At 66.4% G+C, this 21,256-nt stretch carries 19 protein-coding genes; 15 read left to right on the top strand and 4 right to left on the bottom strand.

Annotated elements, in window-relative coordinates; translation table 11 throughout:
• Positions 1-34 precede the first annotated feature (34 nt).
• From gabT to SCA01S_RS19405, 5 genes are all read left to right on the top strand, one after another.
• Positions 35-1,321 carry a 4-aminobutyrate--2-oxoglutarate transaminase gene (gabT, locus tag SCA01S_RS19425; RefSeq protein ID WP_062788334.1) on the top strand — a complete coding sequence of 429 codons (1,287 nt, stop codon included), beginning with the start codon at positions 35-37 and terminating at the stop codon, positions 1,319-1,321.
• Complete coding sequence (locus SCA01S_RS19420; protein ID WP_062788332.1) at positions 1,318-2,799, top strand: NAD-dependent succinate-semialdehyde dehydrogenase; 1,482 nt, start codon at positions 1,318-1,320, stop codon at positions 2,797-2,799. Before gabT ends, SCA01S_RS19420 begins: the two co-directional genes overlap by 4 nt.
• A 135-nt stretch (positions 2,800-2,934) precedes the next feature.
• Complete coding sequence (ald, locus tag SCA01S_RS19415) at positions 2,935-4,050, top strand: alanine dehydrogenase (protein ID WP_054132664.1); 1,116 nt, start codon at positions 2,935-2,937, stop codon at positions 4,048-4,050.
• Positions 4,051-4,073: 23 nt separating this feature from the next.
• Entirely contained in the window at positions 4,074-4,952 is an 879-nt protein-coding gene (locus tag SCA01S_RS19410) for an XdhC family protein (protein ID WP_062788330.1), read from the top strand.
• Between the two features lie 214 nt (positions 4,953-5,166).
• The gene (locus tag SCA01S_RS19405; protein ID WP_245652794.1) at positions 5,167-6,024 is read left to right on the top strand and encodes a nucleoside hydrolase; all 858 of its coding nucleotides are present in this window, start codon (positions 5,167-5,169) and stop codon (positions 6,022-6,024) included.
• A gap of 74 nt (positions 6,025-6,098) precedes the next feature.
• On the opposite strand, the gene SCA01S_RS19400 is transcribed toward SCA01S_RS19405, so the two are convergent.
• Together SCA01S_RS19400 and SCA01S_RS19395 are read right to left on the bottom strand one after the other, a co-directional pair.
• Entirely contained in the window at positions 6,099-6,695 is a 597-nt protein-coding gene (locus SCA01S_RS19400; RefSeq protein WP_062788327.1) for a nucleotidyltransferase family protein, read from the bottom strand.
• The gene (locus tag SCA01S_RS19395; RefSeq protein ID WP_062788325.1) at positions 6,692-7,195 is read right to left on the bottom strand and encodes an Lrp/AsnC family transcriptional regulator; all 504 of its coding nucleotides are present in this window, start codon (positions 7,193-7,195) and stop codon (positions 6,692-6,694) included. Before SCA01S_RS19395 ends, SCA01S_RS19400 begins: the two co-directional genes overlap by 4 nt.
• Before the next feature lie 143 nt (positions 7,196-7,338).
• Here SCA01S_RS19395 and SCA01S_RS19390 point away from each other — a divergent pair, with 143 nt between their 5' ends.
• The 3 genes from SCA01S_RS19390 to SCA01S_RS19380 are packed head-to-tail and all read left to right on the top strand — an operon-like array spanning position 7,339 to position 10,977.
• Entirely contained in the window at positions 7,339-8,634 is a 1,296-nt protein-coding gene (locus SCA01S_RS19390; RefSeq protein ID WP_245652792.1) for a thiamine pyrophosphate-dependent enzyme, read from the top strand.
• Entirely contained in the window at positions 8,631-9,662 is a 1,032-nt protein-coding gene (locus SCA01S_RS19385; protein ID WP_231627798.1) for an alpha-ketoacid dehydrogenase subunit beta, read from the top strand. Before SCA01S_RS19390 ends, SCA01S_RS19385 begins: the two co-directional genes overlap by 4 nt.
• A 4-nt stretch (positions 9,663-9,666) precedes the next feature.
• A complete protein-coding gene (locus SCA01S_RS19380) occupies positions 9,667-10,977 on the top strand; it encodes a dihydrolipoamide acetyltransferase family protein (protein ID WP_062788323.1) in 1,311 nt (436 codons plus the stop codon).
• Between the two features lie 137 nt (positions 10,978-11,114).
• On the opposite strand, the gene SCA01S_RS19375 is transcribed toward SCA01S_RS19380, so the two are convergent.
• Positions 11,115-12,035 (bottom strand): SDR family NAD(P)-dependent oxidoreductase, encoded by a 921-nt coding sequence (locus SCA01S_RS19375; RefSeq protein ID WP_062788322.1) that lies wholly within the window; start codon positions 12,033-12,035, stop codon positions 11,115-11,117.
• Complete coding sequence (locus tag SCA01S_RS19370; protein WP_062788321.1) at positions 12,032-12,976, bottom strand: SDR family NAD(P)-dependent oxidoreductase; 945 nt, start codon at positions 12,974-12,976, stop codon at positions 12,032-12,034. Before SCA01S_RS19370 ends, SCA01S_RS19375 begins: the two co-directional genes overlap by 4 nt.
• Positions 12,977-13,165: 189 nt before the next feature.
• Here SCA01S_RS19370 and SCA01S_RS19365 point away from each other — a divergent pair, with 189 nt between their 5' ends.
• The 7 genes from SCA01S_RS19365 to SCA01S_RS19335 all read left to right on the top strand — a co-directional run bounded on the left by SCA01S_RS19365 (position 13,166) and on the right by SCA01S_RS19335 (position 21,213).
• On the top strand, positions 13,166-14,596 hold the full coding sequence (locus SCA01S_RS19365; RefSeq protein ID WP_062788342.1) for an MFS transporter: 1,431 nt from the start codon (positions 13,166-13,168) through the stop codon (positions 14,594-14,596).
• Between the two features lie 54 nt (positions 14,597-14,650).
• A complete protein-coding gene (locus SCA01S_RS19360; protein WP_022676907.1) occupies positions 14,651-15,406 on the top strand; it encodes a nuclear transport factor 2 family protein in 756 nt (251 codons plus the stop codon).
• Positions 15,407-15,416: 10 nt separating this feature from the next.
• Positions 15,417-16,853 carry an NAD-dependent succinate-semialdehyde dehydrogenase gene (locus SCA01S_RS19355; RefSeq protein WP_062788319.1) on the top strand — a complete coding sequence of 479 codons (1,437 nt, stop codon included), beginning with the start codon at positions 15,417-15,419 and terminating at the stop codon, positions 16,851-16,853.
• A 93-nt stretch (positions 16,854-16,946) separates the two neighbouring features.
• Positions 16,947-17,624 (top strand): DUF2490 domain-containing protein, encoded by a 678-nt coding sequence (locus SCA01S_RS19350; RefSeq protein WP_062788317.1) that lies wholly within the window; start codon positions 16,947-16,949, stop codon positions 17,622-17,624.
• Between the two features lie 37 nt (positions 17,625-17,661).
• On the top strand, positions 17,662-18,717 hold the full coding sequence (locus SCA01S_RS19345) for an amidohydrolase family protein (RefSeq protein ID WP_062788315.1): 1,056 nt from the start codon (positions 17,662-17,664) through the stop codon (positions 18,715-18,717).
• Between the two features lie 34 nt (positions 18,718-18,751).
• A complete protein-coding gene (locus SCA01S_RS19340) occupies positions 18,752-19,591 on the top strand; it encodes an NAD(P)H-binding protein (protein WP_054132671.1) in 840 nt (279 codons plus the stop codon).
• A gap of 2 nt (positions 19,592-19,593) precedes the next feature.
• Positions 19,594-21,213, top strand: coding sequence for an MFS transporter (locus SCA01S_RS19335; protein WP_062788313.1), 1,620 nt, complete (start codon positions 19,594-19,596; stop codon positions 21,211-21,213).
• Positions 21,214-21,256 lie beyond the last annotated feature (43 nt).

Raw genomic sequence — 21,256 nt, 5'->3', positions numbered from 1 at the left:
GGGCATCTGTTTCTCTTGCCCGGAGTGTGCCGCCATGGCCGATAACGCCTCTCTTCTTGCCCGCCGTGAACAGGCCGTGCCGCGCGGCGTGGCATCATCCACCGCGGTGTTTGCCGATCGCGCGGACAATGCCGAATTGTGGGACGTGGAAGGGCGCCGCTTCGTCGATTTTGCCGGTGGCATTGCCGTGCTCAATACCGGGCACCGCCACCCCAAGGTCATGGCCGCGGTGCAGGCGCAACTGGAACGCTTTACCCACACCGCGTTCCAGGTCTGCCCTTATGAAAGCTATGTCGCGCTGGCGGAAAAATTGAACGCTCTCGCCCCATTTTCCGGGCCGGCCAAGACCCTGCTGCTCACCACCGGGGCTGAGGCCACGGAAAACGCGGTGAAAGTGGCGCGCGCGGCAACGGGGCGTTCGGCGGTGATCGCCTTTACCGGCGGTTTTCATGGCCGCACGCTGCTGGCCAGTGCGATGACCGGTAAGACCACGCCCTACAAGCGCCGCTTTGGCCCGATGCCGGGCGAGGTGTTCCACGCGCCGTTCCCCACCGGCCTCAATGGCAACACGGTGGAGCGCACGCTGGAGGCGATCCAATACCTGTTTGCCGCCGATGTGGAGCCCGAGCGCGTGGCGGCGTTCATCGTCGAGCCGGTGCAGGGCGAAGGCGGCTTTCACGTGGCGCCGCCGGCATTCCTGGAAGCGCTGCGTGCCCTGGCTGATCAGCACGGCATCCTGCTGATCGCCGACGAGGTGCAGGCCGGCTTTGCCCGCACCGGCAAGATGTTCGGCATCGAAAATTCCGGGGTGGAACCCGATCTGGTCTGCGTGGCCAAGTCGCTGGCCGGCGGCTTTCCGCTCGCCGGGCTGATCGGCCGGGCGCCGCTGATGGACGCGCTCGATCCTGGCGGTCTGGGCGGCACCTATGGCGGATCGCCGATCGGCTGCGCGGCTGCGCTCGCCGTGCTCGAGGTGATCGAGGAAGACGGCCTCTGCGCCCGCGCCGCTGCGATCGGGCAGCGCATGCGCACGCGGGTGGAAGGCTTTGCCGCCGCCGGCCTGCCGGTGGCCAATATTCGCGGGCTCGGCGCGATGTTCGGCTTTGACGTGACCAATGCCGCCGGGGAAACCGATGGCGCCCTGGCCAAGGCGGTGACCGTTGCTGCGCTGGAACGCGGGCTGATCCTGCTGTCGTGCGGCACCAAGGGCGAAACCATTCGCGTGCTTGTACCGTTGACCGCTTCGGACGAACTGATCGACGAAGGGCTCGATCTGGTGGAACAGGCCCTGGCGACAGTGGCCGGCAAGGTGATGGCATGAGTGATATTGTGGAAGTGACCCGCCCCGCGCTCAAGCGCCCCGACCTGTGGCGCGAACAGGCGTTCGTGGCGGGGCAATGGCGCGGCGCGGCGGCGACCATCGCGGTGGACAATCCCGCCACCGGCGCGGTGATCGGCCACGTGCCCGATCTGGGCGCGGCCGAAACGCGCGAGGCGGTGGACGCTGCGCAGGCCGCGTTCGGGCCGTGGAAGGCCAAGACCGCCAAGGAGCGTGGCGCGGTGCTCAAGCGCTGGGCCGCGCTGATGCTGGAGCATGCCGACGATCTGGCCACGATCATGACCGCCGAACAGGGCAAGCCCCTGGCCGAGGCCAAGGGCGAAGTGGGCTATGCCGCATCGTTCCTGGAATGGTTTGGCGAAGAGGCGCGGCGCGTGCGTGGCGAGGTGATCGCCCCGCACCAGGCCGATCGACGCCTGGTTGTCACCCGCCAGCCGGTGGGCGTGGTCGGCGCGGTCACGCCGTGGAATTTTCCGCTGGCGATGATCACGCGCAAGGCCGGCCCGGCGCTGGCCGTGGGCTGCCCGATCGTGATCAAGCCTTCGGAACTCACGCCGTTTTCGGCCCTGGCGCTGGCGGCGCTGGCGCAGGAAGCGGGGCTGCCCGATGGTCTGCTCAGCGTGATCACCGGGCAGGCCAAGCCAATCGGCGAAGTGCTGACCGGCGATTCGCGGGTGGCCAAGTTCACGTTCACCGGATCGACCGCCGTGGGCAAGCTGCTGGCCGCGCAGTGCGCCGGCACGGTCAAGCGGGTGAGCCTGGAACTGGGCGGCAATGCGCCGTTCATCGTGTTCGAGGACGCCGATCTCGATGCTGCGGTCGAAGGGGCGCTTGCCTCCAAGTTTCGCAATACCGGGCAAACCTGCGTCTGCGCCAACCGCCTGCTGGTGCACACCGATGTGCATGATGCCTTTGCGCAAAAGCTGGCCGCGCGCGTGGCCGCCTATCGCGTCGGGCCGGGCCTTGACGGGCCGACCGACCAGGGCCCGCTGATCGACGATCGCGCCGTGGCCAAGATCACCGCGCATGTCGCCGATGCCGTGGCCAAGGGCGGCAAGATCCTGACCGGCGGCAAGCAGGCAAAGGCCATCGGCGCGCGCTTTTTCGAGCCGACGGTGATTGCCGACGTGCCGGCCGATGCCCTTCTCAACCGCGAGGAAACCTTTGGTCCGCTGGCTGGCCTGGTCCGCTTTTCGAGCGAGCAGGAAGCCGTTGCCCTGGCCAACAACACCCGCGCCGGGCTGGCGGCCTATGCCTATACCGCCGATGCCGCGCGGCAATGGCGCCTGACCGAATCGCTGGAATACGGCATGGTGGGCATCAACACCGGGCTGATCTCTACCGAGGTGGCGCCATTCGGCGGGGTCAAGGAATCGGGCCAGGGCCGCGAAGGTTCACACCTGGGCGTGGATGATTATCTCGATGTGAAGCTGGCCTGCATCGCGGTTCCATCGCTATAATTTGCGCCGATCGCCGGATGTTCGGGAGAAAATCCCGAGATCCGGCGAATGCGCGCCAAAAATAGGGAAAAATAGCCCAGCGTTTTCCCATATCATCCTACTGGGATCGTAATCGATCGCTTTGGGAGATCACGCATGCTTGTCGGCACCGTCAAGGAAATCAAGAACCACGAATATCGCGTCGGGCTGACCCCCGAAAGCGCGCATGAACTGGTGGCGCACGGGCACACCGTGCTGGTGGAAACCGGTGCCGGCGCCGGCATCGGCGCTGCCGACGAAGCCTATGTGGCGGCCGGCGCGCAGATCGTGGGCACCGCGGCCGAAGTGTTTGCCCGCGCCGACATGGTGGTCAAGGTCAAGGAACCGCAGGCGGTGGAACGCGCCATGCTGCGCGAAGGCCAGATCCTTTATACCTATCTGCACCTGGCGCCCGATCCCGAACAGACCGCAGACTTGGTGAAGTCGGGCGCGGTGTGCATCGCCTATGAAACCGTGACCGACGCGACCGGTGGCCTGCCGCTGCTCAAGCCGATGAGCCAGGTGGCCGGGCGCATGGCGATCCAGGCCGGCGCCACCGCCCTGGAAAAGGCCCATGGCGGGCGCGGCGTGCTGCTGGGCGGCGTGCCCGGCGTGCTGCCGGCCAAGGTGGCGGTGATCGGCGGCGGCGTGGTCGGCTTCAATGCCGCGCAGATGGCCGCAGGCCTGGGTGCCGACGTGACGATCATCGACCGCAGCCCCGAAGTGCTGGAACGCCTGGCCACCCATTTCGAAAGCCGTGCCAAGACACTCTATGCCGGCAAGGCCAACATCGCCGCTGCCGTGGCCGAGGCTGACCTGGTGATCGGCGCGGTGCTGGTGCCCGGCGCCGCTGCGCCCAAGCTGGTCACGCGCGAGATGCTGTCCACGATGAAGCCCGGCGCCGTGCTGGTGGACGTGGCGATCGACCAGGGCGGCTGCTTTGAAACCAGCCATGCCACGACCCATGCCGAGCCGACCTATGTGGTCGATGGCGTGGTGCACTATTGCGTGGCCAACATGCCGGGCGGCGTGGCGCGCACCAGCACCTATGCGCTCAACAACGTGACCCTGCCCCATGCCCTGGCCATTGCCAACCTGGGCTGGAAGGCCGCGCTGGCGCGCAACGTGCACCTCGCCAATGGCCTGAACGTGGCGTTTGGCAAGGTGACCTATGAAGCGGTGGCCAACGACCTGGGCTATGCCTATACCCCGGCGGCCGACCTGATCGGCTGACGCCAAGCCCACCTGGAGATGCGATGATCCACACCGACCATGCCGCGCTGCGGGCCGCCCATGCTGGGGGCACCGGGCTGTGCACGGTGGTGGGGATCGATGGCAGCTTTTCGCGCCGGGTGGGCGCGCAAATGGCGACCCAAGGAGTCGAGCAAGGAGCCGGCGCGGATGCATCCGTGGCCGGCTCTTTGGCCGATGTCTGCCTGGAACGGCAACTGGCCGGAGACTTGGCGCAGATGGCGCCGGGCGCGGTGCCGGCGCTGCAGCGCTATGGCCGGGGTTCGCCGATCATCGATTTTCGCCTGCCCTGTGGTGGCGGGCTGGATATCCTGCTCGATCCCGCGCCCGATCGCGCTGCGCTGGCGCAGGTGGTGCAAGCACTAGACGCGCGCCAGCCGGCCAGCCTGCCGCTGCCCGTGCCGGCCGATGCCCCGCCGCACCTGCTGCGTGCGCGGCCCTATATTCCCGCGCTCTCGCTGGTCTTGCTGGGCGAGGGCGCGGAACTGGCCGCGACCGCTGCGCTGGCCCGCACGATGGGCATAGCCACGCAGGTCTTTGCCAAGGAAGACACTGGCGCGCTGCGCCTGGGCGGGGTGCCGCAGGGCGCGCAGGCTGATGCCTGGACCGCGATCCTGCTGCTGTTTCACGATCACGAATGGGAACGCACGATCCTGCGCTGGGCGCTCGATAGCCCGGCATTCTACATCGGCGCACAGGGCGGGATGCGCGCGCGGATGGCGCGGCTGGACGATCTGGCCCGCGACGGGGTAAACGAAACCCAGCTGGCGCGGGTAACCAGCCCGATCGGCCTGATTCCCCGCACGCGCGAGCCCGGCGTGCTGGCGCTGTCGGCGCTGGCGGAGATCGTGGGCGCTTACGAGGCGCTGCATCCGCTGGCGTAACGCACGAGGCGGCGGCCCTGTTGCACACCTGCCCGATTGCCATATGATAGCGATAACAAGGGCGCCCGCCTTGGCGCACCAGAGGGGATTGAGGGCAAAGATGCTGACAAGACGGGCGTTTGCAGTTTCGCTGGCAGGAACGGGAGCATCGGTTCTGGCGGGCCGTGCCGGCGCCGCCAATTTTCGGGCCATCCCGCAAAGACCATCGGCGCGGGTGATCGTCGACAATGATTTTGCCGGCGATCCCGATGGCCTTGTCGCGCTGGCGCATCAGTTGCTGACGCCCAAGACCCGGACGGTGCTGATCACCAGCTCGGCGCTGAACCCCAAGCTGACGGATCCCGCCATTGCCGGCAAGACCGCTGCCGCCGGCAAGGATATTGCCGAAGAACTGATGCGCCAGGCCGGCCTGGTCGCGCCGCCGCCGGTGTTTGCCGGGACCGAGGACCTGGGCAACAGCAAGGCACCCGCATCGAAGGCGGCGCTGGCGATCGTGGCAGAGGCAATGCGCGATGATCCCGTGCCGCTGTACTTTACCTGCGGCGGGCCGTTGACCAACCTTGCCGCCGCGCTGCGCATCGAACCGCGGATTGCCCAGCGGATGACGGTGGTGTGGATCGGCGGTGGCAGCTATCCCAATGGCAACTGGGAATACAATCTGGCAACCGATGTTGCGGCGGTGCAAGAGGTTGTCGAGCGCTCCGCCGTTCCCTTGTGGCAGATTCCCCAGGCGGCCTATCGGCAGATGCAGGCCTCGGTGGCCGAACTGGGTGACCAACTCAGGCCGATCTCGCCGTTCGGGGCGTGGCTCTATGATCGGTTTACCACGCCGCCTGCCTTTATCAACGTGGGGGGCAGTTGGCCGCTGGGAGACAGCCCGACGGTGTTGCTGACGGCGATCTCGCCCGAGAGCAGCACTTTTGTTGATCGGACGGCGCGCCGGATCAATGCCGATGGCACATACGGGGCGGAAATCGCGGGACGAACCGTGCGCGTCTATGAGACGCTCGATGCACGGCTGACGTTTGCGGATTTCTACGCCTTGATGCGGCAGCATGCGCAGGGGCACTGATGCGCTGGGCTGCTGACGCCCCCTCCGACGGCCTGCGGCCGCCACCTCCCCCGAGAGGGGAGGATCTGGCTGGGTTATCCTCCCCCCTCGGGGGAGGTGGCAGCCCGTAGGGCTGACGGAGGGGGAAGCAGCGCTGCGGCGCGTGCCAGGTCTTCGGGCGTATCGATGTCCAGTGCCTGCTCGGCCGTCAGCGCCAGCGCGGGCGCATCGCGCAACAAGGCGCCTGCGCCGCGATCTCCCGTCAGCGCCAGCAACGCGGGGAAGTGCTGCGCGCCAAGCAGGGCCGGCGGCAGCGGCTGGCCGTTGCAACTGCTGGTCAGGCGATCGCCATCGAATGCGGCCAGCATCGTGGCAAAGTGTGCCGCCGGCACCAGTGGCATATCGGCGAGCGCGATCAGCACGGCGTCTGCCCCCGGCGCGGCGGCAATGCCTAGCGCAAGCGAGCGGGATTGCGGCGCCTGGGGCGGATCGAGTGCCACGCGGGTAAAGCCTGGCAGGGCTGGCACATCGGGCGCGGCGACGAGGATGCGTTGCGCCAGGGGCAGGGCGGCGGTGGCAGTGGCGACGTGTTCGATTACCGGTTTGCCGGCCAGCTGGGCCGCGAGCTTGCCACCGCCAAAGCGGCTGGCGCGGCCCGCGGCGAGCACGACCAGGGCGATGTTGCGCGTCACCGCGCGCGCCGGATGCGGCTTTCGCTGATCAGCGGGGCCGGGCGGTTGATGAAGGTCTTGAGCGCGAAGCTGCTTTGCACATGGGCGACGCCCTCGATCTGCGTCAGCCGTTCGAGCAGTTCGCGGTAGTGATCGAGATCGCGCACCACGCAGCGCAGCAGGAAGTCTGACCCGCCGGACATCAGAAACCCGCTCATGATTTCGGGCAGTTGCGCCACCTGCCCCTCGAACCGGTCGAGCGCCTCGCGCTGCTGGCGTTCGAGCGTGACCGAGACGAACACGCTCATCTTCCCGGCCAGGGCGCGTTCGTCGAGCCGGGCGAAATAGCCGGTGATCAGGCCGGCTGCCTCCAACTGGCGCACGCGGCGGATCGTGGGGGTGAGCGACAGGCCGATTTCCTCGGCCAAGTCGCGCCAGCTCATCCGGCCATCGCGGGTGAGGCATTGCAGGATGCGGATATCCCAGGAGTCGAGTTCGGGCGGTGCGGTGGTTTCCGACATGTAAGCATGAATGCACTACATTTTGCCAAGATGGTAGTGCAAAGTGCACTCCCGTGCTTTTACCTGCCCCGCAATTGGCAACCCTTTCCAACCCTTTCGCGTTATGCTGCCAGGGAAACCGAAAGGCCTGGGAAAGGATAATCGTGGCAGAATTCGCCAACCAGCAGCCCCTGGCGCTGCATGTGCCCGAGCCCAAGGCGCGGCCCGGTGCCGAGCCGGACTGGAGCGGCCTCAACCTGCCGCCGGTGGGCGCGCAGCCCCGCCCGGACGAGGCCTGTGCCGCTGCCGATACCTGGCCCTTGTGCACCGACCTGATCCGCGTGCTGGATGAAAATGGTCAGGCGCTGGGGCCGTGGAACCCGCGGCTCGATCCAGAAACCCTGCGCGCCATGCTGCGCAACATGGCGCTGACCCGCGCGTTTGACGAGCGCATGTTTCGCGGCCAGCGCCAGGGCAAGACCAGCTTCTACATGAAGTGCACCGGCGAAGAGGCGACCTCGGTGGCGCCGGCTATGGCGCTGGCGGCCGATGACATGGTCTTTCCCAGCTATCGCCAGCAGGGCATCCTGATCACGCGCGGCTATCCGCTGATCGAGATGATCAACCAGATCTACTCCAACAAGGCCGACAAGCTGAAAGGCCGCCAGCTGCCGATCATGTATTCGGCGCGTGACTATGGCTTTTTCACCATCTCGGGCAACCTGGCCACGCAGCTGCCGCAGGCAGTGGGCTGGGCCATGGCCAGCGCCATTTCGGCCGATACCCGCATTGCCGCTGCCTGGGTGGGCGAGGGATCGACCGCCGAGGGCGATTTCCATTCGGCGATGACCTTTGCCACCGTCTATAACGCGCCGGTGGTGCTCAACGTGGTCAACAACCAGTGGGCCATTTCCAGCTTTTCGGGCTTTGCCGGGGGCGAGCGTCAGACGTTTGCCGCCCGGGCGATCGGCTATGGCGTGGCCGGGCTGCGCGTCGATGGCAACGATCCGCTGGCGGTCTATGCCGCCACGCGCTGGGCGGCCAACCGGGCGCGCAGCAATGCCGGGCCCACGCTGATCGAGCATTTCACCTATCGCGCCGAGGGGCATTCGACCTCTGACGATCCCTCGCAATACCGCAGCGCGCAGGAACGCAGCACCTGGCCGCTGGGCGACCCGATCGTCCGGCTGAAGAACCACCTCATCGCGCTCGGCGAATGGGACGAGGATCGCCAGGCAGCGATGGACCAGGAACTGGCCGAGGCGGTGAAGGCCGCGACGCGCGCGGCCGAGGCCAACGGCGTGCTGGGCCACGGGCTGCACCATCCGTTCCACACGATGTTCGAAGACGTGTTCGAGACGCTGCCCTGGCACCTGCAGGAGCAGAGCGAGCAGGCGATGCGCGAGCGGCGGATCAAGTGGCCCGACTGGCGGCCCGAAGATGGAGACGATATGCCATGACGGACCAGGGAACGAGCCGTCGCATGACGATGATCGAGGCGATCAACGACGCCCTCGACGTGATGATGGAGCGCGACCCCGCCGTGGTGATCATGGGCGAGGACGTGGGCTATTTCGGGGGGGTGTTCCGCGCCACCGCCGGCCTGCAGAAGAAATATGGCAAGACCCGCGTGTTCGATACCCCGATCAGCGAATGCGGGATCATCGGCGTGGCCGTGGGCATGGGCGCCTATGGCCTGCGCCCGGTGCCGGAAATCCAGTTTGCCGACTATATCTATCCGGGCCTGGATCAGCTGGTGTCGGAAGCGGCGCGGCTGCGCTATCGCTCGGCCGGGGAATTTATCGCGCCGCTGACGGTGCGATCGCCCTTTGGTGGCGGCATCTTTGGCGGGCAGACCCACAGCCAGAGCCCGGAAGCACTGTTCACCCATGTGGCCGGCCTCAAGACGGTGATCCCGTCAAACCCGCACGATGCCAAGGGGCTGCTGATCGCCGCGATCGAAGACAACGATCCGGTTGTCTTCTTCGAGCCCAAGCGGATCTACAACGGGCCGTTCACCGGCGCCTATGACAAGCCGGTTGAACCGTGGAGCAAGCACCCCGACAGCGAGGTGCCCGAGGGCCATTACACCGTGCCGCTGGGCAAGGCGCGCGTGGTGCGCGAAGGCGAGGCGGTGACGGTGCTGGCCTATGGCACGATGGTCCACGTCGCGCATGCCGTGTGCATCGACAAGGGCGTGGATGCCGAAGTGATCGACCTGCGCACGCTGGTGCCGCTGGATATCGCCACGATCCGCGAGTCGGTGCGCAAGACCGGGCGCTGCATGATCGTGCACGAGGCGACCCGCACCGGCGGATTTGGCGCAGAGCTTTCAGCGTTGGTGCAGGAGCATTGCTTCTACGAGCTGGAAGTGCCGATCGAGCGCGTGACCGGTTTCGACACGCCCTATCCGCACAGCCTGGAATGGGCCTATTTCCCGGGGGCCGTACGCATCGGCGAAGCCCTCGACCGTATCTGCAAGGATTGATCCCATGGCGCTTTACACCTTCCGCCTGCCCGACATCGGCGAAGGCATTGCCGAGGCCGAGATCGTTGCCTGGCACGTGCAACCCGGCGACACGGTGGGCGAGGACAGCCCGCTGGCCGACATGATGACCGACAAGGCCACCGTGGAAATGGAAAGCCCCGTCGCGGGCCGGGTGGTTTCGATCGCCGGCGAAGTGGGCGATCGCATTCCGATCGGCTCGATGCTGGTGGAGATCGAGGTGGCCGGCGAGGTTGGGGAAGGGGCTTCGACAGGCTCAGCCCGAACGGAACCTGAGCACGACGAACCCGCACCCGTTCGCCCTGAGCCTGTCGAAGGGCGCTTGCCGGACGTGGAGGTTGTGCAGGGGGCTTCGACAAGCTCAGCCCGAACGGAGGTTGTGCAAGAACAGCCTGCACCCGTTCGCGCAGAACCTGCTACCGGACACCAGAGCGCCCGCGTGCTCGCCAGCCCGGCGGTGCGCCAGCGCGCCCGGAAATTGGGGATCGACCTGGCCCAGGTGCGCCCGTCGCAGGATGGGCGCCTGCGCCATGGCGATCTCGACCAGTTCCTTGCCTATAATCGCAGCTATGCCCCCGGCGCGGCAGCGCGGGCGGATGAGCAGGTCAAGGTGATTGGCCTGCGCCGCCGCATTGCCGAGAACATGGCCGCGTCCAAGCGCGCGATCCCGCATTTTTCCTATGTCGAGGAATGCGATGTCACCGCGCTGGAAGAACTGCGCGCGCAGCTCAATGCCGGCGGTCTCGATCGTCCGCGCCTGACCATGCTGCCGCTGCTGATCGTGGCGATCTGCCGCACGCTGCCGCAGTTCCCCATGCTCAACGCACGCTATGACGATGAAGCCGGCGTGGTGACGCGCCACGGCGCGGTGCACCTGGGCATGGCGACGCAGACCCCGGCGGGCCTGATGGTGCCGGTGATCCGCAATGCCCAGGCGATGAACCCCTGGGCCCTGGCGCGGGAAATCGCCCGCCTGGCCGATGCCGCGCGCAACGGCACGGCCAAGCCGGACGAGCTTTCCGGCTCTACCTTCACTATCACCTCGCTCGGCCCGCTGGGCGGCGTGGCGACGACGCCGGTGATCAACCGGCCGGAAGTGGCGATCATTGGCCCCAACCGCATTGTCGAGCGGCCGATGTTCATGCCCGATGGCCTCGGCGGCGAACGCATCGCCAAGCGCAAGCTGATGAACATCTCGATCAGTTGCGACCATCGCGTGGTCGATGGCTGGGATGCAGCGAGCTTTGTCCAGGCGGTGAAGAAGCTGATCGAAACGCCGGCGCTTATTTTGGCGTAATTCCGGCTTTGCCGGAATTACGGTTGCGGCACCGGCCCGCTCCCCCACCCGACCTCCCAACGATAGTACCCTATGGGAGGTCGGGTGGGGGAGCGGGCCGGTGCCGCAACGCCGAAACTTCAGTTTCGGCGCAAACGTCAAAAATCCGACGCGCGCGAGGCGGCGCGGGCCTTGGCGAATGAGTCGCGGCGGAACGCCTCGAACGCCACGCGCTGGTCGTGCCCGGCATCCTTGGGATAATCGCGGTATTCGGCGATGATCTCGTCAAAGATCTCGCGCATCTCTTGCCTATGATCGGGGTGCGAGAAAATGTGCAGGCGGTTTTCGCGCATGGCGTCGAGCGTGCGCTGCGCGATCACGTCGGGCTCCATGCCGAATTCGTGAACGCCCGCCAGGCGCTCCACGGCTTCCTGGTTCACCGGCTTGGCGCCACCCTTCAGGCTGTCGGGGCGGATCGCGTCGCTGGCATAGATATAGCTTTTGACCAGGCCCGGGCACAGCACCGAAACGCCGATGCCATATTGCAGCAGCGAGTAGTGCAGCGATTCCGAAAGGCCGCGCACGGCGAACTTGGTGGTGTTGTAGATCCCCGGCGTGCCGGCGGCGAGGAAGGCGGCCATCGAGGCGGTGTTGGTAATATGCCCGCCCTTTTGCGTGCCGGCCTTCACCCGTTCCACCATGCGCGGCACGAAGGTCATCACCCCGTTGATCACACCGTGAAGGTTGACGCCGAGCAGCCAGTCCCAATCGTCATAGCTTGATTCCTCGATCGGCTGGAAAAGGTTGACCCCGGCATTGTTGAACAACAGCGAGACTGGCCCAAATTCAGCCTCCACGCGGTCAGCCGCCTCGCGAAATGCCTCGCGGCTCGACACGTCGAGCTGCACGCCCATGACTTCGCGGTTGTCGAGGCTGGCCAGGGCCTGGTCGATCGAATCCTGGCGAATGTCGGCAATCGCCACTTTGCAGCCCTCGTTGAGCAACTGGCGGACGAGGCCGATGCCAACGCCGTTGGCGCCACCGGTGACGAAGGCCGTGCGGCCGGCAAAATCCTTCATGCGGTTACTCCCATCCGGGTGGCCTTGAGTGCGTTCTGCCGCTCGATTTCGGCGGTGATCGCCGGGTTGCGGAACAGCATGGCAAACGTCTGCTTGTATTCGGGGTTTTCCGGCAGGTGGGTCTGCACCGCGGCGGTGGTCGCCTCGCCCCGTTCCTTCACGCCCACCAGGAATTCGGAGTGGGTGAGGATATAGAGTTCATCGTTGAGGATGCCTTCGAGCACGCGCTCCCCGACCTGCTCCTTGGTCTGGTAGAGGTGCGAGAAATTGCCGCCGGCCTGGCGGCGCTTGTCGGCTTCGGCATAGCCGGTTTCCGCCAGTTCTGCCGGGCGGGTCTTGCCGGCTTCGGCAATGTTGGATTGCACCGCGCCGGGGCAGAACGCGGAACAGATCACCCCGCGCGATTCCAGTTCGGGGCGCATGCATTCCATCATCGAAGTGACGGCCGCCTTGCCCGAGGAATAGATCGTGGTCGCCGCCGCCGGCACGAGGGCGGACATCGAGGCGGTGTTGACGATATGGCCGCCTTCGCCATGGGACAGGATGCGCGGCAGCACGGTAACGATGCCGTTGATCGTGCCGCCCAGGTTCACGCCCATGACCCAGTCCCAATCGGCGAACGTGGCGAGGTCGGTCGGGCCGACCACGGCGACGCCGGCATTGTTGACCAGGATGTGGATCTTGCCAAAGCGCGCCTCGATCGCATCGGCCACCGCGGCATAGTTGGCGCGGTCGGTCACATCGAGCTTGAGCGCGAGGATGCGGTCGGTCGCGCCGCCGGCCACGTCGGCCAGTTCGGCGCTGCCCTGCGCCAGGTGATCGTCGCGAATATCGGCAATCGCCACGTTCATGCCCGCGCCCAGCAGCGCCTTGGCGATTCCCAGGCCGATTCCGCTGGCCCCTCCGGTGACGAGTGCTGTTTTGCCCGGCAGATTCTGCATGGTTCCTCTCCGTTTTTGCAAGATAACGTTTGTTATGGTGGCGCGCGTTGATCGCAGCCCGTCATTTGTTTTTGTGCCTACCCTATTCACTACCTGAGAATTGTATGCAAGACTAACAATGATCCGGATGAAAATGGCCCGATTCCAAGAAAGGCCGGCCGGGAGAGGAGAGACGCGATGGCAGGTGCAATGGCACCGACGATCCCCGATGACGGGGTAGCCGCCCTTCAGGCAGAGGCAGCGTTCGACAGCGAATCGGCCGTGCCGACAACGCAGCCCTGGCCAGCGGCGGGCGCGGCGTGGTTCGCGCTGTTCGCCATCGTGCTGGCCACGTTCCTCAACTTCTTTGACCAGACCGTGTTTGGCATGCTGGCCCAGCGCATCAAGCAGGATTTCGCGTTGAGCGACGAGGCACTCGGGTTCCTGGGTGGGCCGGCCAGCGTGATTTTCTTCGTGGTGGTGGGCATCCCGCTGGCGCGGCTGGCCGATATCTATCCGCGCCGCCTGGTGCTGGCCGGTGGCATGCTGGCGACGGCCACGATCATGGCGCTGGGCGGCATGGCGCAAAGCTTTGGCCAGTTCGTGGGCAGCCGCATGTTCCTGGGGGCCGGCGGCTCTGCCCATGCGCCAGCGTCCTATTCGCTGCTCGCCGATTTCTTCCCGCCCAAGAAGATCACCCGCGCCTTTGCCGTGCTACAACTGGGTTTCATCGGCGGCACCACGGTGGGCGTGGCGCTGGGCGGCAAGTTGATCATGTGGCTGGCGGGCCGGCCCGATCCGGTACTGCTGGGCCTGCGCATCCATTCCTGGCAGCTGATCCTGCTGGGCGAAGCGGTGGCGGGCGTACTGGCGGCCCTGCTGCTGCTGGCGATCCGTGAACCGGCACGACGCGGCCATCAACCGGCCGCGCGCCAGGGCGGCGTGGCGGCTGAAACCAGCCTGGGCCGGCGCGTTGTGGCGTTCACCGGATTGGACGCGGTGCGTGCCATCCATGCGCGTGGCCGCGTCTATTATCCGCTGTTCCTGGGCCTGGCGCTGGCCGCGATCGAAACCTTTGGCCTGGCGTTCTGGCGGGTGCCGTTCATGATCCGCACTTATGGTTGGAACGAGGGGCGCATCGGCATGGTCATGGCGCCGATGCTGCTGGTCAGTTCGCTGCTGGGTATTTTCCTGGGCGGCGTTTTCGTGGAATGGATGGCCAAGCGGCACAAGGACGCCAACGTGCGCTGTGCCGCGATCCTGTTTGCGCTGGTCACGATCTGCGCGATTACCGCACCGCTGATGCCAACGGGCGAAACCAGCCTGGCGGTATTGGCGCTGGGCGGGATGTTCGGCCTGGCCGGCGCCGTGCCGCAGAACGCGGCGATCCAGCGCATCGCCCCCAACGAGATGCGCGGCCAGGTCACCGCGATCTATCTGTTCATGTTCACCTTCTTTGGGGCGATGGGCAGCTTTGTGGTGGGCGTGGTGGCGCAGCGCATCGTGGGCGTGGAAGCGCAGCTGTGGAAAGCGCTGGTGATCGTCGCCGGCGCGCTGCTGCCGATCGCCACGGTGTCGATGATCCTGGCGATCCGGCCCTATCGTGAGGAAGTGGCGCGGCTGGAAGCGCAAGGGCGTTGACAGCCGCTTCCTGATCCGCAATTTGTTAGTGACACATACAAAATGGAGAGAGCGATGACGGGCGAAGCGGCAGGCGATCGTATTGCGCTGCTTGAACAAAAGCTGGCCCAGGTGGAAGCCCGCCTGACCGTGCGCGAGGACGAGCTGGACGTGCGCAAGCTCCAGCATCTCTATGGCTATCTGATCGACAAGTGCCTCTATAACGAAACGGTCGACCTGTTCACCGACGATGGCGAAGTGCGCTTTTTCGGCGGTGTGTGGAAAGGCAAGGAAGGCATTCGCCGCCTCTATGTCGAGCGGTTCCAGAAGCGCTTCACCTATGGCAACAACGGCCCGATCGATGGCTTCCTGCTCGATCACCCGCAGTTGCAGGATATCATCGATATCCAGCCCGATGGCGTCACCGCGCTGGCGCGCGCGCGCTCGATGATGCAGGCCGGGCGGCACAAGGATTTCGAGGGCGACGCCCCGCACCTCAAAGCCCGGCAGTGGTGGGAAGGCGGCATTTACGAAAACACCTACAAGAAGGTGGACGGCAAATGGCGCATGCACATCCTGAACTACATGCCGATCTGGCATGGTGATTTCGAAAAGGGCTGGGCGCATACGCCGCCCGAATACGTGCCGTTCCCCAAGGTGACCTATCCCACCGATCCCAGCGGACCGGATGAACTGCTCGAAGGCCACTGGCTGTGGCCCACGCACAAGATCACCCCGTTCCACATGAACCACCCGATCACCGGCAAGCCGATCGAGGCGCAGCGCCTGCAGCGCGACCTCGATCACGATGCCGCGATCGCCGCAAAGTAAGCCCCAGCCCATGACCACGACGACCTATCCCTCGCTTTGCATGATCATCAACGGCCAGCGCGTGAGCGGGGGTGGGCGGCGCACCCACGCCGTGGTCAACCCGGCGACGGGCGCGGTGCTGGGCGAACTGCCGCTGGCTGATGCCGCAGACCTTGACGCCGCCCTTGATGTGGCGGCGCAAGGTTTTGCGCTGTGGCGCAAGTCCACCCCGCAGCAGCGTGCCGCCGTGCTCAATGGCGCAGCGCGGCTGATGCTGGAGCGCCAGGAAGACCTGGCGCGGATCGCCACGCTGGAGCAGGGCAAGACCCTGCCCGAGGCGCGGATCGAGGTTCTGATGAACGTCGGGCTGTTCCAGTTCTATGCGGGCGAGGTGCAGCGCATCTATGGCCGGGCGCTGGTCCGGCCCACCGGCATGCGCTCTACCGTCACGCACGAGCCGGTTGGCCCGGTGGCGGCCTTTGCGCCGTGGAATTTCCCGCTCGGCAATCCCGGGCGCAAGCTGGGTGCGCCGATCGCCGCAGGCTGTTCGGTGATTCTCAAGGCGGCCGAGGAAACCCCTGCCAGCGCGCTGGGCGTGCTGCAATGCCTGCTCGATGCCGGGTTGCCGCCGCAGGTGGCGCAGGCCGTGTTCGGCGTGCCTGACGAGGTCAGCCGGCATCTGCTCGGCAGCCCGGTGATCCGCAAGCTGTCGTTCACCGGATCGACGCAGGTGGGCCAGCACCTGGCCAAGCTGGCGGCCGACGACATGAAGCGCACGACGATGGAACTGGGCGGCCATGGCCCGGTGCTGGTCTTTGCCGATGCCGACCTTGATCGCGCGATCGAAACGGCGGTGGCGCACAAGTATCGCAACGCCGGGCAGGTCTGTGTCAGCCCGACGCGGTTCATCGTGGAAGAGCCGGTGTTCGAGGCTTTCCGCGATGGCTTAGCCGCCCGCGCGGCGCAGATGCGCGTGGGCAACGGGCTGGAGGATGGCGTGCAGATGGGCCCGATGGCCAATCCGCGCCGGCCCGAGGCGATGGAGCGCCTGATCGGCGACGCCGTGGCGCGCGGCGCACGCCTGCACACCGGTGGTGAGCGGGTGGGCAATGCCGGGTTCTTCTTTGCCCCCAGCGTGCTGTCTGACATTCCCCTGGATGCCGCGATCATGAACGAGGAGCCGTTCGGCCCGGTAGCGCTGATCAACCGCTTTGCCGATGCCGATGCGATGATCGCCGAGGCCAATCGTCTGCCCTATGGCTTGGCGGCCTATGCCTGGTGCCAGGGCCATGCCACCCGCGCCCGCGTGGCGGCCGAGGTGGAAACCGGCATGCTGGGCATCAACACGACGATGATCGGCGGCGCCGATGCGCCATTCGGCGGGGTGAAATGGTCGGGCCACGGGCACGAAGATGGCCCCGAAGGCCTGATGGCGTGCCTGGTGACCAAGACCGTGCACGAAGCCTGATGCGCAACGTCATGGGCGGGCAACATTCGGGAAAAGCAAGCGGCATAGCGGGGCAGGCTTGTCTGCTGCCTGCCGGAGTGCCCGATGCGCCGAATGCTTTTTCCTGCCCTGGTCCTTGCCGCCACTCCCGCTCTGGCGGCGGAGGACGACGCGCAGGTGTGGCTGGCGCAACAATCGTTCCTGAACCTCAACCAGAACCTCGTGCTGTTCACCGACGTGCAGCTGCGCCTGACCGACGATGCGCAGCGCGCCGGGCAGGCGATCGTGCGCGGGGCGCTTGGGGTCAAGCTCGACCGGTCGACTACGGTCTGGGGCGGCTATGGCTATATCCGCAGCGATCCGCTGGGCGGGCGGGTGAGCCACGAACACCGCGTGTTCGAGCAGGTGACCTGGCGCGCGTTTGGCGACGGGGCGGGCAATGGCACCACGCGCCCGACGCTGACCGGGCGCACGCGGCTGGAACAGCGCCTGGTCGACGGGCAGGGCGGAACGGGCTGGCGGCTGCGCCAGCTGGTGCGGCTCGACGTGCCGCTGGGCAAGCCGGGCACGCCGCAGGCGGTAGTCTGGGCCGAACCGTTCGTGGGCCTCAACCGCACCGGCTGGGGCCAGAAATCGGGTTTCGACCAGCTGCGCGGCTTTGCCGGCGTGGCCCTGCCGGTGGGCCGCGGCATCAGCGTGGAGGCGGGCTATTCCGGCCAGTATGTCTCGCGCCCGGCGCGCGAGGATCGCATGAATCACATTGCCAGTCTGTCGCTCATGATCCGCAGGTGATCGCGCGCGGGCCGGCTCATAACCAGGAGAGGCCCGCATGACCCAGGATCTGAAAACCGGCGGCGCGCAAGGATATTTGCGCATCGCCACCGAGGAAGCCTTTGCCACCCAAGAACAGGTCGATGCCTATCTGCGCATGATCCGCGATGGCGAGGCGGACAAGGGCATGGTCTCGCTCTGGGGGTTTTACGCCCAATCGCCGTCGGAGCGCGCGGTGCAGATCATGGAGCGCCTGCTCGACCTGGGCGAGCGGCGCATTGCCGACATGGACGCGACCGGCATCGACAAGGCGATCCTGGCGCTGACCTCGCCCGGGGTTCAGCCGCTGACCAACCTCAACGAAGCCAAGGCGATTGCCACCCGCGCCAACGATCGGCTGGCGAGCGCCTGTGAAGCCTATCCCGACCGCTTCATCGGGCTTGGCACCGTGGCCCCGCAGGACCCGGAATGGTCTGCCCGCGAAATCCATCGCGGTGCCAAGGAACTGGGCTTCAAGGGCATCCAGATCAACAGCCACACGCAAGGGCGCTATCTCGACGAGGAATTCTTCGATCCGATCTTCCGCGCCCTGGTCGAGGTGGACCAGCCGCTCTATATCCATCCCTGCACGCCACCCGATGCGATGATCGGGCCGATGCTGGAGGCAGGCCTGGATGGCGCCATCTTTGGCTTTGGCGTGGAAACCGGCATGCACCTGCTGCGGCTGATCACCATCGGCATCTTTGACAAGTATCCCAGCTTGCAGATCATGGTCGGCCATATGGGCGAGGCGCTGCCCTATTGGCTCTATCGCCTTGATTTCATGCACCAGGCCGGCGTGCGGTCACAGCGCTATGCCCGGATGAAGCCGCTCAAGAAGACCATTGCCGAATACCTGCGCTCCAACGTGCTGGTGACCAATTCCGGCATGGCGTGGGAGCCGGCGATCAAGTTCTGCCAGGAGGTGATGGGCGCAGACCGCGTGATGTATGCGATGGACTATCCCTATCAGTACGTGGCCGATGAAGTGCGCGCGATGGACGCGATGGACATCGCGCCCGAAACGAAGAAGAAGTTCTTCCAGACCAACGCGGAACGCTGGTTCAAGCTGTAATCTTGTCGATCACGCAGGCCGAAGGAGAATGAGCATGTACGCTGTTGCGGGTGCATCGGGCCAACTGGGGCGTCTGGTGCTGGCTGAACTGGTGGCCAAGGTGGGCGCTGGCAATGTCGTGGCGCTGGCGCGCGATCCGGCCAAGCTGGAAGGCAGCGGCGTGGCCGTGCGCGTGGCCGATTACGACAAGCCCGAAACGCTGGCGCCGGCGCTGTCCGGGGTGGAGCGGCTGCTGCTGATCTCGGGCAATGCCGTGGGCGCACGCGTGCCGCAGCACGCCGCCGTGATCGACGCGGCCAAGGCGGCCCGCGTCGGCCTGATCGCCTATACCTCGATCCTCCACGCCGATACCTCGACCATCGGCCTGGCGCAGGAGCATCGCGAGACCGAGGCGCTGCTGCGCGCCAGCGGCGTGCCTTTCGTGCTGCTGCGCAATGGCTGGTACAACGAAAACTACACCGGCGCCCTGGCGCCGGCGATTGCCCACGGCGCTATTCTGGGCGCGGCCGGGCAGGGCCGCATCGCCAGCGCCACCCGGGCCGATTATGCCGCGGCTGCGGCCCAGGCGCTGATCGGTGCCAAGGGCGGCGAAGTCTATGAACTGGCCGGCGATACTGCCTTTACCATGGCGGAATTCGCGGCCGAAGTGGCGCGGCAGGCGGGCAAGCCGGTGGCCTATGTCGATATGTCCAAGGCCGATTATGCCGCCGCCCTCGAAGGGGTGGGATTGCCCGGCTTCCTGGCGCAGATGCTGGCCAATTCCAGCTTTGAATCGAGCAAGGACCAGCTGTTTGACGACAGCCGCACGTTGAGCGCGCTGATCGGCCGGCCCACCACACCGATCGCCCAGACCATCGCTGCGGCATTGGCCTGAGCATGACAGAGAGCAATAGCGCGGCTGGTGAAAGGGCTGCCGGCCCATCGCGCACGATCGCGCGCGGGGGCTGGTATGCCCTGGTGCTGGTGGCGCTGACCAATGCGATGAGCCTGCTCGATCGCCAGATCCTGGCGATCCTGGCCCCGGCGATCAAACACGACCTGGGCGTGGGCGATGCCGAGATGGGGCTGCTCTATGGCACTGTCTTTGCGCTTTTCTATGCCTTGTTCTCGCTGCCGGTAGGGCGCCTGGCCGATGGCTGGACGCGCACCAGGCTGCTGGGCGTCAGCCTGGTGCTGTGGTCGGCGGCGACCGGGCTGGGGGGCCTCGCCACCAGCTTTGGCCTGCTGGCGCTGTCTAGGCTGGGCGTGGGCATCGGAGAGGCGGCTACCCAGCCGGCGGGCACGTCGCTGATCTATGATTTCTGGCCCAAGCACCGGCGCGGTTTCGTCATGGCGGTGATGGCCTCGGCCATTGCGCTGGGGCTGGGCGGCTCGTTGATCCTGGGTGGCGTTGCCGCGCAAGCCTGGACCGAGCATTGGGCGGGGGGCAGCGCGCCGCTCGGCCTCAAAGGCTGGCAGTTTGCGTTTCTGGTGGCAGCGGCGCCTGGTTTCGTCCTTGCCGCATTCGTCGGCACGATGAAGGAACCGGCACGCGGGGCGATGGATGGCATGCCCGCGCCAGCCGATCCGCACCCGTTTCGCGCCAGCATCGCGCTGTTGGGCGGGGTCACGCCGGGGTTGCACTGGATCGCCATGGCGCTGCGCCGGGCCAAGGCGGCGGCCTTTGCCACCAACCTGGCGGCGCTCGCCGGGATCGCGGCGGTAATGGCCGTGCTGGCGGTGATCTGCCGGGGCCTCTCGGCCCGGCCGCCGCTGCCGCTGGGGCCGATCACGGTCGATGCGCATAGCCTGCAATGGGGCGTGATCGGTTTTGGCCTGTTCGTGCTGGTCAACTTGATGCAGCGCATGCGCGCCGATGATGCCCAGGCCTTTCGCGTGATTGCCGGATCGCCCACGCTGATCATGGCGATCGCGGTAGGTACACTGCAATCGGCGATCAACTATGGGATGATGGCGTTCAACCCCAGCTTCCTGATCAAGACCTATCACCTTTCGATGAAGGACACCGCGCTGCAGTTCGGGCTGCTGTCGGCGGCGATGGGCATTATCGGGCCGCTGATCTGGGGGCCGCTGGCCGATCTGCTGCACCGCCGCCTGCCGTCTTCGGGCCGGGCGCTGGTGGCGTTGTTTGCCATGGGGGTTTCGCCGCTGCTGTCGTTCTGGACGTACCTTTCGCCCGATCCGACCACGTTCTATTGGCACTTTGCGATCTACAGCCTGGTGCTGACCGGGTGGATGCCACCGCTCTATGCCATCATGTATGATCAGGTGCTGCCGCGCATGCGGGGGATCACCGCCAGCCTCTATCTGCTGACGATGACCATCGTGGGCATGGGCATCGGCCCCTATGCCGTGGGCCTGATTTCCGATGCCACCGGCAACCTGACCCACGCCATGCTGACGATGAATGCCGTGGCCATTCCCATCGTGGTCCTGATGCTGCTGATCGCACGGCGCAGCGCGCGGGACGAGACCGGGTTGCGCGCGCGAGCGTGAGGGGGCGGAGTTGGGACAGGCTTCGCACCACCCCCCCGACCCC

Source organism: Novosphingobium capsulatum NBRC 12533 (genome assembly GCF_001598375.1).
Classification (GTDB): domain Bacteria; phylum Pseudomonadota; class Alphaproteobacteria; order Sphingomonadales; family Sphingomonadaceae; genus Novosphingobium; species Novosphingobium capsulatum.
The sequence above is the reverse complement of the archived record's forward strand: the minus strand, read 5'-3'. Positions and strand labels throughout refer to the sequence as shown.

Excerpts from the sequence above, each read along its gene's own strand:
- SCA01S_RS19350 (WP_062788317.1), top strand. The coding sequence starts at position 16,947 with ATGCTTTTTCCTGCCCTGGTCCTTGCCGCCACTCCCGCTCTGGCGGCG.
- SCA01S_RS19340 (WP_054132671.1), top strand. The coding sequence starts at position 18,752 with ATGTACGCTGTTGCGGGTGCATCGGGCCAACTGGGGCGTCTGGTGCTG.
- gabT (WP_062788334.1), top strand. The coding sequence starts at position 35 with ATGGCCGATAACGCCTCTCTTCTTGCCCGCCGTGAACAGGCCGTGCCG.
- SCA01S_RS19335 (WP_062788313.1), top strand. The coding sequence starts at position 19,594 with ATGACAGAGAGCAATAGCGCGGCTGGTGAAAGGGCTGCCGGCCCATCG.
- SCA01S_RS19420 (WP_062788332.1), top strand. The coding sequence starts at position 1,318 with ATGAGTGATATTGTGGAAGTGACCCGCCCCGCGCTCAAGCGCCCCGAC.
- SCA01S_RS19410 (WP_062788330.1), top strand. The coding sequence starts at position 4,074 with ATGATCCACACCGACCATGCCGCGCTGCGGGCCGCCCATGCTGGGGGC.
- ald (WP_054132664.1), top strand. The coding sequence starts at position 2,935 with ATGCTTGTCGGCACCGTCAAGGAAATCAAGAACCACGAATATCGCGTC.
- SCA01S_RS19380 (WP_062788323.1), top strand. The coding sequence starts at position 9,667 with ATGGCGCTTTACACCTTCCGCCTGCCCGACATCGGCGAAGGCATTGCC.
- SCA01S_RS19360 (WP_022676907.1), top strand. The coding sequence starts at position 14,651 with ATGACGGGCGAAGCGGCAGGCGATCGTATTGCGCTGCTTGAACAAAAG.
- SCA01S_RS19385 (WP_231627798.1), top strand. The coding sequence starts at position 8,631 with ATGACGGACCAGGGAACGAGCCGTCGCATGACGATGATCGAGGCGATC.
- SCA01S_RS19395 (WP_062788325.1), bottom strand. The coding sequence starts at position 7,195 with ATGTCGGAAACCACCGCACCGCCCGAACTCGACTCCTGGGATATCCGC.
- SCA01S_RS19345 (WP_062788315.1), top strand. The coding sequence starts at position 17,662 with ATGACCCAGGATCTGAAAACCGGCGGCGCGCAAGGATATTTGCGCATC.
- SCA01S_RS19375 (WP_062788322.1), bottom strand. The coding sequence starts at position 12,035 with ATGAAGGATTTTGCCGGCCGCACGGCCTTCGTCACCGGTGGCGCCAAC.
- SCA01S_RS19365 (WP_062788342.1), top strand. The coding sequence starts at position 13,166 with ATGGCACCGACGATCCCCGATGACGGGGTAGCCGCCCTTCAGGCAGAG.
- SCA01S_RS19370 (WP_062788321.1), bottom strand. The coding sequence starts at position 12,976 with ATGCAGAATCTGCCGGGCAAAACAGCACTCGTCACCGGAGGGGCCAGC.
- SCA01S_RS19355 (WP_062788319.1), top strand. The coding sequence starts at position 15,417 with ATGACCACGACGACCTATCCCTCGCTTTGCATGATCATCAACGGCCAG.